We start from the raw sequence: 14,310 nt of genomic DNA, 5'->3' as shown, positions 1-14,310 counted from the left end.
CGGTCTCCGGTCTAAACAGATGCCCGTAGGGCATCGAGAGTTCGGTGGTGCTTTACAGGCACGGAATCAGGTCTTGAATTAGAGCTGCGTGTTATCGACCACAGCAGGCGCAGGTTTCTCCAGCCAACGGGCCAACAGGCCCAAAATGGCCAGCACGGCACCAATCGGGATCGCGATATACACCCAGGAAATGGACCACTCCAGACTAGGCATGGTCTGAAACCGCACCCGCCAGGTCATTTGAATGCCGACCCAGGTCAACAGGCCGAAGAAAGCCAGACACGTAATCAGCACGGCCACATCCAGCCAATGCTGCGTCCGCTTTCCGACCCAGAGCCGCAGCACATCCACGCTTAGCATGGCACCCTGACGCAAGGCCAGACACAGACCCAGCATGACTGTCCAGATCAGAGCGGCACGTGACCAGGCCTCGCTCCAGTCGGCGGGCGACTGGAGCACGAAACGAGCGATCACTTGATAGAACGCAGCCGCCACTGCCGAGAGCAGCAGCAACTGCGTCACCCAGGACACCAGACGAAACAGGCCCTTATCCAGAACGGACAACAGAGCTTTCATGATGAATGCCGTTTACTGAGTCTGACGGATAGATTCGACCAGTTTCTGGCCGAACTGTTTGTAGTACTGGGGATAGACAGGCTCTACCGCTTTGGCAAACGCGGCATGGTCAACTGTATTGACCTGCATGCCTTCGGCCTTGACGGCATCCACGCCGGTTTTCTCGATATCGTCCACGTAGTCACGCATGGCCTGGGCAGCCGTTACGCCGGCATCTTTCATCAACTGCTTGTCCTGATCGGACAGGCCGTCATACACCGCCGGAGACATCAGCACCAAGGCCGGGCCATACACGTGAGCCGTCAGCGACAGGTACTTTTGCAGCTGAGGCAGCTTGGCCGACACAATCACGGACAAGGGATTTTCCTGGCCGTCGATGGTGCCTTGTTGCAGGGCGGTCGCCACTTCCGGCCAGGCCATAGGCGTAGCCAGAATGCCGATTTCACGGAAAGCGGCAATATGAATGGGGTTCTCTGTGGTGCGTATCTTCAGGCCCTTGGCATCAGCTGGGGTGGTGACAGGACGCACATTATTGGTCAGGTGACGGAAACCTTGCTCGCCCCAGGCCAGCGCCACAATTCCGCGTTTGGGAAATTCAGCCAGCATGTCCTGACCGATCTTGCCATCAAGCACATGACGGGCATGTTGCAGGTCGCGGAACAGGAAAGGAATATCGAACACGCCAGTCTTGGGCACAAAGTTCAGGGTTGCGCCGGTAGACACAATGGCCAGATCAATCGTGCCCAATTGCAAGCCTTCAATAACTTCACGCTCGCCGCCCAAGGCGCTGTTGGGAAAGGCCTCGATGGTGTAGTTGCCGTCCTTTTCCAAGGCACTGGCAAAGGCTTTTGCACCCGCACCATAGTGAGAGCTGGTGGACAAAGCGTAAGCCAGCTTCAAGGAAGTCTGGGCCGTGGCCGCTCCCGCCGCCAGGCCCAAGCCCAGCATCAAACCTGCGGCCAAAAGACGGTTCTTCATGTGACGGTACATCATGCATGCCCCTCCTGTCTGAATGGATCAGTGTATTTAATGCGTAGTGCTCGGGCTGGGACATAGGGGTTTTTACGCCTGTGTCCCAGCCGGGCACCTTATTCTTCTACGTACCAGTTATCTTCGGACAACATGACCTGTTGATGGCCATAGCCCGCTGGCATCATGGGGAAACAGTTTTCCAGCGCCAGCACTTCCACGTTAAGGAAGAACGGACCATCGTGAGCCAGACAACGCTCCAGCGCCGCATCTAGCTGATCGGGATGCTCCACGCGTTCGGCTTCCCAACCAAAGGCGCGCGACAAGGCCACAAAATCCGGCATGGCTTCGTTATAGCTGTGGCTGTAACGACCATCGTGAATCAGCTCTTGCCACTGGCGCACCATGCCCATGTGGCGGTTATTGCACAGAATCACCTTGATCGGCGTGCGGTGCTGCACAGCGCTGGCCAGTTCCTGAATATTCATCAGTACCGACGCGTCACCACTGACACACACCACCAGCTTGTCCGGATGCGCAATCTGCGCGCCAAAAGCGGCAGGTACGCCGTAACCCATGGTGCCCGCACCGCCGGAAGTCAGCCAACGACGAGGGCGATCAAACTTGATGTATTGTGCCGCCCACATCTGGTGCTGGCCCACGTCGGTGGACACGATGGCATCACGGCCTTCCAGATGCGCGTCCAGACGTTGCAGCAAGTGCTGCGGCAAGATAGCGTCGTTATGTGGCGTCACTTTCAAGCACTCTTGTGCACGCCACACGCCAATACGCTGCCACCAGTCATTCAAGCGACCTTCAGGCAATTCGTGATGCGACAGCTCTTTGCGCAGGGCGCGCAGTAGGGGATAGCAATCACCCACCAGAGCCACATCAGCACGCACCACCTTGTCGATGGAACCGGGGTCGATATCAATATGAATCTTGCTGGCATGCGGGCAGAAATCGGACAGACGGCCGGTAATGCGGTCGTCGAAGCGAGCGCCCACACAGATAATCAGATCCGCATGGTGCATGGCCAAGTTGGCTTCCAGCGTGCCGTGCATGCCCAACATGCCCACGAACTGCTCATCACGTGCAGGGTAGGCACCCAGGCCCATCAAGGTCAGTGTGCAAGGTGCGCCGGTTTCCTGAACCAGGCTGGTGAAGGCGTGGCTGGCATCGGCCCCGGAGTTGATCAGGCCACCACCACCGTAAAACACGGGGCGGCGAGCGTGCGCAATCATGGCGGCGGCGCGTTTAATCGCCGCTTCCTGGGCAGAGGCCGGAGCGGCAGGAGCCAAGAGGCTGTCAGCCTCGTCCTGGGCCGGCGCGTCGCTGCTGGCAGCGGGCAGGGTGGCGATCTGAATATCTTTGGGGAAGTCCAGCAGCACCGGGCCGGGGCGGCCCTGGGTACACAGGCGCAAGGCCTTGGCCGTCAAGGAGGCCACGTCTTCAATACGACGAACCTGGGCATTCCACTTGGTCACAGGGCGGGAAATGCCAATCGCATCGCACTCCTGGAAAGCGGCGGTACCAATTGCGGTGGTCGCTACTTGACCACTAATACACAGGACAGGAATAGAATCACACAGGGCATCGAGCAAACCGGAGGTGGTATTGGCCATACCGGGGCCTGATGTCACCAGCACCACGCCAGGTTTGCCGGTGCTGCGGGCATAGCCTTCGGCCGCATGTACGGCAGCTTGCTCGTGACGAACCAAAATATGACGAATTCGCGGTTGGGCATGAAGAGCATCATAGAGCGGTAACACCGCTCCGCCAGGATAACCAAAAATGGTATCTACACCCTGAGCGATCAAGGTTTCGAGCAAGATTTGCGCGCCGTTGTGGGCGGTCGTTTCAAGTGACATGGTTGCGTAGCCCTGCATGTTTTGTAAGATAGAGATCGCCGTCCAGTTTATCCCCTTTTACAGGCTGATTCCCCATGGTCACTCAACGCCAACCCTGGCACGTCGTCAAACCGTCCAAACTGCATGGCAACGGCGTCTTTGCGCTACGCGATATTCCAGCCGGAACGCGCATCCTGCAATATGCTGGCAAGCGGCTTACGCCGGAACAGGCCGATGCCTTGTTCCCCGTCAATCCGGATGAGCCTTTCCACACTTTTTTCTTTGCACTGAGCAATGGCAAAATCGTGGACGGTGGTCAGGGAGGCAATGATTCACGCTGGATCAACCACTCTTGCGCCCCCAACTGTGAAGGTCACGAGAACGCCGATGGCTCGCGCGTCTTTATTGTGGCCATGCGCGATATTCCTGCCGGGGAAGAGCTTTTGTATGACTACTCGCTGGTCATCGACGATGAAATTACCGAGGAGCTCAAGCAGAACTACCGCTGCCTGTGTGGCGCTCCCCAGTGCCGTGGCACCATGATTGCCCTGCAATCAGATCGCTCCCAGGCTGTTGCCGACGAGCTACGCGAAGTGGCCGCAGAATTGGATGCGGAAATGGAACAGGCCCGCAATACGCCAGTTTCATCCAAACAAAAAGCCGCTGATCTGAAGGCCACTGCCATTAAGCAAGCAGAAAAGGGCGAGTCCGATCAGGATAAAGATGAGGACGCGGATAGCGATAAAGAATCCTCAAGCGAGAAAGGCAAAAAGGATAAGAAGAGCAAAAAGAAGAAAAAAGAAAAAGCCAAAAACAAGGATAAAAATAAAGACAAAAAGCCTTCCAAAAAGGACAAAGAAGGCAAAAAAGGGAAAAAGGACCGTAAAAAAGAGTAAGCTGTCCCCCAGCTTGCATTAGCCCAGGCTGCCTCACCGGCAGCCTGCACCCTTGCTAATCACCCGCACAGCAAGCCCGGCAACACCCCTGTCGGGCCTCTCAGAGCGCCACACACAGGCCCATCTGTCGTGCCGGGCCAGGTTTCAGACCTCATCAGCTAGGCGAAGCACCAACCCCCATATTGCGTGTGCCCTCGCCCCCATCCCTATCGTCTCTCCCCAGGCCAATGATGGCCCGCGGGTGCTATTGCACCGGGGGAAATTACTCACTGCCAGCCCCGTCTTTGACCGCTAGCATGTAGCTTTATTGCCAAATCTGACAGACCTCATGGATTCAAGTTCTACAGATACACCTGATAATCACGCCGCCTCGCCCGCCGAATCCGGCCTGCGTATTCCTTTGCAAATAGAGGACTGGGCTTCGGTCCTGATCATGGCGGCCCTGGCTTTAATTACCTTTGCCAACGTGTTTGTGCGCTATCTGACCGATAGCTCCTTTGCCTGGACCGAGGAAATCTCCATCTTCCTGCTGGTGGTCCTGACCATGAATGCCGGTGCCAGCGCCTGTGTGCGCCACTTGCACATTCGTATTGAAGTCTTTGCCGATGCGGGCACGGTGCGTCGTCAACGCCGCCTGGCCCTGTTTGGCATTGGCATGAGCCTGCTGTTCTTTGTCGGCATGGCCATTCTGTCCGGCCGCATGGCCCTGGACGAGTTCGAGTGGGGCGATACCTCGCCCTCCATTGGTGTCCCGACCTGGTGGTACAGCATGTGGCTGCCCATCCTGTCTACTACCCTGAGCCTGCGTTTGCTGGGCATGTGGGTGCGTCGTTGGCAGGCTAAATCATGATTGCAACCTTGCTGTTTGTCATCTTCATCGGCCTGATGCTGGTGGGCGTGCCGGTGGGCGTGTCCCTGGGTATAGGTGGTGCCTTTGCGATTTTGATGTCCAACCTGGATACGCACTGGTTTGGCCTGATGGCCGTGCCGCAAAGCTTTTATGCCGGTCTGGCCAAATACCCCTTGCTGGCCATTCCCATGTTTGTGCTGGTGGGCTCCATTTTTGACCGCTCGGGCGTAGCCAGCCGTCTGGTGAACTTTGCGGTAGCGCTGGTTGGCCGCGGCCCTGGCATGCTGCCCGTCGTTGCCATCGGCGTGGCCATGTTCCTGGGTGGCATTTCCGGTTCCGGCCCGGCCTGCGCGGCCGCCGTGGGCGCGGTCATGATCGGCGCGATGAAACGTGCGGGCTATCCCGGTCCTTTTGCGGCCAGTATTGTGGGAGCGGGTGCAGCCACCGACATTCTGATTCCCCCCTCCATCGCCTTCATTATTTACTCGGTGCTGGTGCCCGAGGCCTCCGTACCTGCGCTGTTTGCGGCCGGTATGTTCCCCGGCATTCTGGCGGGGATTGGCCTGATTATTCCGGCCATCTGGCTATCGCGCCGTCACAAGCTGGGATTGGCCGAGGCCGAGCTGCCACGTCCACCATTCTGGCGCAGCCTGCGAGAAGCCGCCTGGGGCCTGATTGCGCCTGTCATCATTCTGGGCGGGATGCGCCTGGGCCTGTTCACCCCTACTGAGGCCGCTGTAGTGGCCGTGTTCTACGGCCTGTTCGTGGGCATGGTCATCCATCGCACCATCAAGTTCCGCGATCTGTTTTTGATCCTGCGGGAAGCCGCCGAACTATCAGCCGTCATCATGATGGTTGTGGCACTAGCCGGTATTTTTGCCTGGGCGCTGTCCACCCTGAGCATTATTGACCCCGTCACCAATGCCATCATCAATTCCGGTCTGGGCGAGTACGGCATTCTGGCGCTGATGATTGTCATGCTGATTGTGCTGGGCATGTTCCTGGATGGCATTTCGATCTTCCTGATCTTCGTGCCGCTATTCATGCCGATTGCCTACAACTTTGGCTGGCACCCCGTCTGGTTCGGGGTCCTGCTGACCTTGAACGTGGCTCTGGGCCAGTTCACCCCGCCAGTCGCCGTCAACCTGATGGTCGCCTGCCGTATCGCGGGCGTCCCCATGGAAAGCACCCTGCGTTGGGTAGGCTGGCTGCTGCTGGGCATGGGCTCGACCATGCTGCTCGTTATCGCAGAACCCGAGATTGCCCTGTGGCTGCCACGCTACCTGGGCTTTAACTAAAACCACAAGACTGAAACACAACTCATAGAAAGGGAGACCTGACCCATGAAATTACGTCACATTCTGGCCACTCTGGCATGTACAGCCGCCACCCTGGCCGTGGTTCCCACTGCCCAAGCCGCCTACAAATCCGAGTACAAGCTGTCCATCGTGGTGGGTACCACTTTCCCTTGGGGCCAAGGGGCGGTGATCTGGTCCGACCTGGTGCGCGAGCGTACCGATGGCCGCATCAATATCAAGATCTACCCCGGCACCTCGCTGGTACAAGGTGACCAGACACGCGAGTTCACCGCCATTCGCCAAGGCATGATTGATATGGCCGTGGGCTCGACCATCAACTGGTCCCCCCAGATCAAGCAGCTGAACCTGTTCTCCCTGCCATTCCTGCAACCGGATGCCAAAGCCACCGACGCTTTGATCAACGGCGAAGTGGGCAAGGACCTGTTTGGCTACATCGAGAAAGCCGGTGTGGTGCCTCTGGCCTGGGGTGAAAACGGTTTCCGTCAGCTCAGCAACTCCAAGCACGAAGTGACCAAGCCTGAAGACATGAAGGGCCTGAAACTGCGCGTGGTCGGTTCGCCGCTGTACATGGACACCTTCAGCGCCCTGGGTGCCAACCCCACGCAAATGAGCTGGGCAGATGCACAACCCGCACTGGCTAATAAGGCTGTAGACGGCCAGGAAAACCCCCTGTCCATTTACGCCGGTGCCAAGCTGTACGACGTGCAGCAGCAGTACCTGACCCTGTGGAACTACGTGTCTGACCCACTGGTATTTGTGGTGAACCGCGACGTGTGGAAATCCTGGAGTGAGGAAGACCAGAAGATCGTGCGTGAAGCCGCTATTGAAGCTGGTAAGCGTGAAATCGTGATTGCCCGTACCGGCATCACGGCGGAAGATCCTACCTTGCTCAAAGAGATCGAAAGCCACGGTGTGAAGGTCACCAGCCTGACGCCTGAGCAGCACGCTGCCTTTGCCAAGGCAACCGAAGGCGTGGTCGAGAAATGGACCAAGACCATCGGTGAAGACCTGGTAAAGAAGGCACGCGACGCGATTGCTGCCAGCCGCTAATTAGCTGGGTTTGAAAGACTGAAAGCCGGGCCTGAATGGGCCCGGCTTTTTATTGTCTGGCTGCCCCGCACAAAACAAACCTCATGAAAGCAGCAGCCTACGAGCGCAGCGTGGGGATACTTTCAACCTCCGGGTTACCCTCGAAGAAAGAAATGCCATAAATCGGCGGCACAACCTGAGGGCATTCTTTACAGCCTACAAATATCAAAAACCAGCTTCCTTCTGAGCGATCAGCAAGTCCAAGACACCGTGTCAAAGCACGTTGACCGCTGAGCCTCAAAAAAATCCCGCTTATTCCTTGAAGCGTATCGCCAGCATTTCACCCGTCGCACAAACTTCGCCATTCGCGCTAAGCGACAGGTCCACCCAGACCTTGCGTCCATCCAGCTCACGCAGCTTGCCTTGTACCGTCAGCTCTGTCCCCATTGGAGTGGGACGCCGAAACTCCACTTTCAGGGAGGCTGTCACGCAACGGATCGGCTCCTCGCTGGTGCCCATCTCGATATTCAGATCCCTATAGATGAAGGCTGCCGCAGAAGCAGTACCGTGGCAGTCCAACAAGGAAGCAATCAAGCCGCCGTATACATGGTTGGGCACGCCACCGCTGTAAATCGGCTTGGGGGTGTAGCGGGCCACGGTATCGTCGCCGTCCCAGTAGCTCTTAAGCTGATGCCCGTCGGGATTATGTTTGCCACAACCGTAGCAATGGCTGAAGTTGTCGGCATAAAAATCTTGAAACGCCTTAACCATATGAGTATCTGCTGTCCTCAAAGAAACCAAGAGGCCGTGCTCCACTTGGTAGCACGGCCTGCTCTCAAACCACTAAAAATGGTGAGTCAGTGCTACGAGCCAACAGCTCACCCAGGCGCAGAGGCACTGACAAGGCCTGCAATATCTTATTGAAACGCCGTTTCCAGGAAGCTGCGCAGCTTGCGCGAGTGCAGCCTTTCTTTGGGCATCTCGCGCAGCAGTTCCAGCGCCCGGATGCCAATATGCAGATGCTGGCCAACCTGACGTGCATAGAATTCGCTGGCCATACCCGGCAGTTTCAGCTCGCCATGCAAAGGCTTGTCCGACACGCACAGCAAGGTGCCATACGGGACACGGAAGCGGAAGCCATTGGCAGCAATGGTGGCGGACTCCATGTCCAGCGCAATCGCCCGCGACTGCGACAAGCGCCGCACCGGCTCGTGGTGGTCTCGCAATTCCCAATTACGGTTATCAATAGACGCCACCGTACCCGTGCGCATGATGCGCTTCAGCTCCCAACCTGACAGCCCGGCCACCTCGGCCACGGCTTGCTCCAGGGCAACCTGAATTTCCGCCAGAGGAGGGATGGGCACCCAAGTAGGCAAATCCTCGTCCAGCACGTGATCCTGACGTACATAGCCATGTGCCAGTACGTAATCACCCAGGCGCTGAGTAGTACGCAAACCGGCGCAATGGCCCAGCATCAGCCAGGCAGCAGGGCGCAGAACGGCAACGTGGTCGGTAATGGTCTTGGCATTGGATGGCCCCACGCCGATATTGATCAGGGTGATGCCGGAATGATCGGCACGGCGCAAGTGATACGAGGGCATTTGCGGCGCGCGAGCCAAAGGCGAACCGGTTGTCGATGCATTCGCACCCGCCGGGGTGATGATATTGCCCGGCTCCACCAGATCTATATAGCCTTGATCATCCGCCTGCAGCACTTCACGCGCCCACTGGCAGAACTCGTCCACATAAAACTGATAATTGGTGAACAGCACAAAGTTCTGAAAGTACTCGGGACGAGTAGCGCTGTAGTGCTGCAAACGATGCAAGGAGTAATCGATACGCGGCGCAGTAAAAGGCGCCAGCGGCAAGGGTTCGTTATGCACGCGCTCCCACGTACCGTTGACGATGGCATCGTCCATATACGCCAGATCTGGTACATCGAAGTGATCGCGCAAGGTGTCACCGGGCGATTCAGGCACGGTTGTCACCGTGGACTGCACACCATTATTCAGGGCGAAATGCAGCGGGATAGGCACGGAGGATTCCCCCACTTCCACCTGCACACCGTGATTGCGCAGCAGCAGTTCCAGTTGCTCCAGCAAGTAATCGTGATAGAGGCCAGGAGCGGTAATGGTGGTCATGTACACGCCGGGCTCGACCACATGCCCATAAGACAGACGGCTATCCACTTCCTGATAGGTATCGACGCGCAAACGCACGGCAGGGTAGCAGGCTCTGAAGCGCTGCCCGCGTGGAAATCCGGTTTCCAGACACTGGGCAAAAGAGTCGCGCAAAAAAGCGGTGTTGCGGTCGTAAATATGGCGCAGCTGCTCCAAAGCCTGGCCGGCATCCTGATAGCCATTGAATGGAATCAGCTCCGGCGTGGACGTGATACGAGAAAAACCGCTGGGATCAGACATAACAAGTATTCCAAGGGGAAACAAAGACAAGCAGATCTGCAAGCATCATAAGCTGTTTATTGTTCCGCCTCCTACACGACTCCATGACAAATTCAGCCGCCTGATCCTGACGCTCATGCACCAGCCGAACAGACAGGCCTGACCATCTGCCGCTTTCGCGGACCATCGCTCCCCAATACAGACGTTCGGCTATCGGTTTCGCCTGCGCTTAAAGCCATCACCCATATACCTTTGCAATGGCTCGCCTAGCGCCCCAGCGTCTTGCCGTATCCGAGCAAGGCAACCCAGACCCAGTCCCACTCAAAGCAAATGTCGTTACTGGTTTTTGACTGAATCACAAGCCCCACTGTCCACACAATGGACACGACTATCGTTGGTTTTGAGACTGAATTTACTCACAGGCCCCATTTAAACAGGCAGCTTTACCCCGGTTTTAGGCAAATTCCATTTTTCCGGGATCAGGCAGGTAGAGCCCTGGCGCAAGCCCTTGACCCAAGACCCAGTTTTTATGCTAATGGCGCTAGACAAGCGGCTTGGCGGGCATATCAGGTATTTCAAGCGGGACCAGATGAGGCAGCTTATGATGGCAAGTGGAAGTCAGGCACGTCTTCTACCTCATATATAAGACTTGCCCAAATCCAGTAAATACATTAAGTATGTAGTCTTAATACTTTTAGTATTAAATCCAGCTAGCGTCAGTCCTTCATAATTTAAGTTATCCAACCTGGCAGTGTGCTCGGCATGCGTGTGAGACATAGCTCGTCATCGCGCAAATTAGCTTGTATTTAGGCTAATTTACAATGGGTTAGCGTATTTTAATGATTTTCGCTTCAAGCATTTGCTCGCCCTCTGATGTCATTTGTGTCCTGGCGCCGCGTGGGTCTTGTCACCCGCGATTTCAGCAAGATCTGAAAGTGCTCTTGACCAGGTATTTGCAGTTAGCAAGGCCGTTTTGGCCTGCCGCTGTACCGAATCACTTTTAACTATCAGCAAGGGTACACATGACCACTCGAATCTCCTGCCAGCGACTGCAAGTCGCCGAGGTGCTTCATCAGTTCATCGAACAAGAAGCCCTGCCCGGCACAGGTATCTCCTCCGAAGCCTTCTGGGCTGGTTTCGATAAGCTGGTCCATGATCTGGCACCTAAAAACCGCGCCTTGCTGGCCGAACGCGACCGCTTGCAAGTCGAACTGGACAAGTGGCACACGGCCAACCCAGGCCCCATCACCGATATGCCTGCCTACAAGAGCTTCCTGAGCTCCATCGGCTATCTGAAAGAAGCGCCTGCCAACGTCAAGGTCAACACGACCAACGTCGACACCGAAATCACCGAACAAGGTGGTCCTCAGCTGGTTGTGCCCATCATGAACGCACGTTACGCGCTGAACGCCGTAAACGCACGCTGGGGCAGCCTGTACGACGCGCTGTACGGCACCAACGCCATCCCTGACACTGACGGTGCTCAGCGTGGCGGTGGCTACAACGCCGTGCGCGGTGCCAAGGTTATCGCCTTTGGCCGTCAGTTCCTGAACGACACCATTCCTCTGGCTCAAGGCAGCCACGATCAGGCTACCTCCTACACCATCGCTGACGGCGCTTTGCGCGTCACCCTGGAAAACGGCGGCACCACCGGTCTGAAAGACGCCTCGACCCTGCTGGGTTACCGCGGTCAGCCCGATGCGCCTGAAGCCATCGTGTTCCTGCACAACGGCCTGCACTTTGAACTGCAGATCGACCCCAACAGCCCCATTGGCAAGACCGACCCGGCTGGCGTGAAAGACATCGTTCTGGAAGCCGCACTGACCACCATCATGGACTGCGAAGACTCCGTGGCTGCCGTGGACGCCGACGACAAGGTCCTGGCATACCGCAACTGGCTGGGTCTGGTCACCGGTTCGCTGACCGAAGAAATCAAAAAAGACGGCAAGGTCTTTACGCGCCGCCTGGCTGACGATCGCCAGTACACCGACCTGAAAGGCGCTACCCAGACTCTGGCTGGTCGCTCCCTGATGTTCGTGCGTAACGTCGGTCACCTGATGAGCAACCCTGCCATCATTGACGGCGAAGGTCGCGAAATCCCTGAAGGCATTCTGGACGCCGTGATCACCACTCTGATCGGCATGCGCGATCTGGAACTGAAGAAAAACTCGCGCAGCGGCTCGCTGTACATCGTCAAACCCAAAATGCACGGTCCTGACGAAGTGGCGTTTGCCAGCGAGATCTTTGACCGTGTGGAAAGCCTGCTGGGTCTGGCTCCCAACACCGTCAAGCTGGGCATCATGGACGAAGAGCGCCGCACCAGCGTGAACCTGAAAGCAGCTATTGCCCAGGCCACCGAGCGTGTCGTGTTCATCAACACCGGCTTCCTGGACCGCACGGGCGACGAAATCCACACTTGCATGCAAGCGGGTGCCGTGGTGCGCAAGGCCGACATGAAACAAGCTGACTGGCAGCCTGCCTACGAGCGCAACAACGTTCAGATCGGCCTGCAATGCGGTCTGCGTGGTCGCGCTCAGATCGGTAAAGGTATGTGGGCCATGCCTGACCTGATGGCTGAAATGCTGGAACAGAAGATTGGTCACGTGAAGGCCGGTGGCAACACCGCCTGGGTGCCATCGCCTACCGCTGCCACGCTGCACGCCTTGCACTACCACCAAGTCAACGTGGTCGACGTCCAGAAGGGTCTGGAAGGCGACACCAACGACTACCTGGACAGCATCCTGACCATTCCTGTGGCCACTGACACCAGCTGGTCCGCCAAGGAAATCCAGGAAGAACTGGACAACAACGCTCAGGGCATCCTGGGTTACGTGGTGCGCTGGATTGACCAGGGCGTGGGCTGCTCCAAAGTACCGGACATCCACGACGTGGGCCTGATGGAAGACCGCGCTACCCTGCGTATCTCCAGCCAGCACATCGCCAACTGGCTGCTGCACGGCATCGTCACCCACGAACAAGTGGTTGAAACCCTGCAGCGCATGGCTGCTGTGGTTGACCAGCAAAATGCAGGCGACCCAGCCTACCAGAACATGGCCGGCAACTTCGAAGGCTCCTTTGCCTTCCGCGCCGCTCAGGATCTGGTTCTGAAGGGTCTGGAACAGCCTAACGGCTACACCGAGCCTTTGCTGCACCAATGGCGTCTGGCATTCAAAGCCGCTCAAGCCTAAAGCACACGATGTCGCCCGGAGCCTGACTCCGGGTAACAGTGTCCCAAAATCCCCTCTTGCTGGTTCAGGATGGGGATTTTTTTCGCCTGCTGACTTGCCCCCTGCGAGAACTACGAACTTGCACCGCCGCTTGTCGTCCTGCATGCTGACAAGGCCTGGGCAAGCTTGCCTGTTTCCGTCACTCTTTTCACCCTCTCCGTTTTCGCATGGCTTTCCGTATTTCTCCCCTGCACTTCCTGGCTACGGCTGTTCTGGCTCTCTGCACTACTTGGGCCACGTCCCAGACCCTGGCCCTCAGCTTTGATGACGGCTTCAACCCCGGCACGCAGCCACAGGCCAATCAGTGGAATGAGCAAATATTGACCAGCCTGCGGGACCACCAGATCAAGGCCACTCTGTTCCCATCGCTAGCCCGTATGGGCGGGGAAGAGGGGCTGGGTCTTGTGCAGGCCTGGTCTAGGGAAGGACATCGGATCGGCAACCATACCGCCAGCCACAAAAGCCTGGCCGACCCGGCGCTCAGTCTGGAGGACTTCATTACAGATGTGCAGCTTGCCGATGCCGCGTTCAAAAGCCTGCCCACCTTCACACCCATGCTGCGCTTTCCTTATTTGAAGGAAGGGGACACCATCGCCAAGCGCGACGGCTTCCGTCAGTGGATGGCGGCGCATGATTACAAGAGCGCGCCCGTATCCATTGATGCCAGCGACTGGTATTACAGCCGGGTCTTTGCAGATCATGTGCAAGCAGGCGATAGTGCCAAGGCAGCGCGCGTGAAAGAGCAATACATCCTTCACCTGCTGGACCGTGCCAGCTATTATGATCAGTTGGCGCAAGAGCTTCTGGGACGCAGTCCGGCTCATGTAATCCTCTTGCATACCAACCAGATCAATGCGGCTGCATTGCCGGATGTGCTCGCGGCATTTACCGCCAAGGGTTGGACCATCACATCAACAGAGGCAGCATTTCAGGACCCCTTGTACGCACAAGCCCCCGATACATTGCCTGCTGGGGAGAGCATCATCTGGGCCTTGGCCAAGGCCAAAAACGTGCCGAACCTGCGCTATCCCGCTGAAGACTCCGTTTATGAGGAGCCTTTGCTGAAAGAGGCGGGATTGTTGCCGTGAACTCTGGTGGGCTATGGACCATGAGCCGTAAGCCGTAAGCCGTAAGCCGTAAGCCGTAAGCCGTAAGCCGTAAGCCGTAAGCCGTAAGCCGTAAGCCGTAAGCCGTA

General features: G+C 57.2%; 11 protein-coding genes. 6 read left to right on the top strand and 5 right to left on the bottom strand.

Annotation, left to right across the window (positions count from 1 at the left end; genetic code table 11):
* Positions 1-78 precede the first annotated feature (78 nt).
* From ACLPGZ_RS17950 to ilvB, 3 genes are all read right to left on the bottom strand, one after another.
* Positions 79-576, bottom strand: coding sequence for a TRAP transporter small permease (locus tag ACLPGZ_RS17950; protein WP_009463607.1), 498 nt, complete (start codon positions 574-576; stop codon positions 79-81).
* Positions 577-588: 12 nt separating this feature from the next.
* On the bottom strand, positions 589-1,554 hold the full coding sequence (locus tag ACLPGZ_RS17945; RefSeq protein WP_239055718.1) for a TRAP transporter substrate-binding protein: 966 nt from the start codon (positions 1,552-1,554) through the stop codon (positions 589-591).
* A gap of 110 nt (positions 1,555-1,664) precedes the next feature.
* A complete protein-coding gene (ilvB, locus tag ACLPGZ_RS17940; RefSeq protein WP_083055205.1) occupies positions 1,665-3,434 on the bottom strand; it encodes a biosynthetic-type acetolactate synthase large subunit in 1,770 nt (589 codons plus the stop codon).
* 56 nt (positions 3,435-3,490) lie between these two features.
* On the opposite strand from ilvB, the gene ACLPGZ_RS17935 reads away from it, so the two are divergent.
* The 4 genes from ACLPGZ_RS17935 to ACLPGZ_RS17920 all read left to right on the top strand — a co-directional run bounded on the left by ACLPGZ_RS17935 (position 3,491) and on the right by ACLPGZ_RS17920 (position 7,510).
* Positions 3,491-4,291 carry an SET domain-containing protein gene (locus ACLPGZ_RS17935; protein ID WP_115634761.1) on the top strand — a complete coding sequence of 267 codons (801 nt, stop codon included), beginning with the start codon at positions 3,491-3,493 and terminating at the stop codon, positions 4,289-4,291.
* Between the two features lie 328 nt (positions 4,292-4,619).
* Complete coding sequence (locus tag ACLPGZ_RS17930) at positions 4,620-5,141, top strand: TRAP transporter small permease (protein ID WP_060186573.1); 522 nt, start codon at positions 4,620-4,622, stop codon at positions 5,139-5,141.
* On the top strand, positions 5,138-6,439 hold the full coding sequence (locus ACLPGZ_RS17925) for a TRAP transporter large permease (protein WP_035269297.1): 1,302 nt from the start codon (positions 5,138-5,140) through the stop codon (positions 6,437-6,439). The genes ACLPGZ_RS17930 and ACLPGZ_RS17925 overlap by 4 nt, the downstream gene beginning before the upstream one ends.
* A gap of 45 nt (positions 6,440-6,484) precedes the next feature.
* Positions 6,485-7,510 (top strand): DctP family TRAP transporter solute-binding subunit, encoded by a 1,026-nt coding sequence (locus ACLPGZ_RS17920; RefSeq protein ID WP_137431074.1) that lies wholly within the window; start codon positions 6,485-6,487, stop codon positions 7,508-7,510.
* Positions 7,511-7,801: 291 nt separating this feature from the next.
* On the opposite strand, the gene ACLPGZ_RS17915 is transcribed toward ACLPGZ_RS17920, so the two are convergent.
* Together ACLPGZ_RS17915 and ACLPGZ_RS17910 are read right to left on the bottom strand one after the other, a co-directional pair.
* Positions 7,802-8,260, bottom strand: coding sequence for a PaaI family thioesterase (locus tag ACLPGZ_RS17915; RefSeq protein WP_203145230.1), 459 nt, complete (start codon positions 8,258-8,260; stop codon positions 7,802-7,804).
* 146 nt (positions 8,261-8,406) lie between these two features.
* Positions 8,407-9,909 carry an AMP nucleosidase gene (locus tag ACLPGZ_RS17910; protein ID WP_026483878.1) on the bottom strand — a complete coding sequence of 501 codons (1,503 nt, stop codon included), beginning with the start codon at positions 9,907-9,909 and terminating at the stop codon, positions 8,407-8,409.
* A gap of 1,001 nt (positions 9,910-10,910) precedes the next feature.
* Between ACLPGZ_RS17910 and ACLPGZ_RS17905 the strand changes: the two genes are divergently transcribed.
* The gene (locus ACLPGZ_RS17905; protein ID WP_035269306.1) at positions 10,911-13,076 is read left to right on the top strand and encodes a malate synthase G; all 2,166 of its coding nucleotides are present in this window, start codon (positions 10,911-10,913) and stop codon (positions 13,074-13,076) included.
* A 206-nt stretch (positions 13,077-13,282) separates the two neighbouring features.
* Positions 13,283-14,203 (top strand): polysaccharide deacetylase family protein, encoded by a 921-nt coding sequence (locus ACLPGZ_RS17900; RefSeq protein WP_239054967.1) that lies wholly within the window; start codon positions 13,283-13,285, stop codon positions 14,201-14,203.
* The last annotated feature ends 107 nt before the right edge of the window (positions 14,204-14,310 follow it).

The organism is Alcaligenes sp. Me129, from assembly GCF_050487245.1.
GTDB classification, from domain to species: Bacteria; Pseudomonadota; Gammaproteobacteria; order Burkholderiales; family Burkholderiaceae_B; genus Alcaligenes; species Alcaligenes phenolicus.
Note: the sequence above shows the minus strand (reverse complement) of the source record. Positions and strands in the feature narration are given on the sequence as shown.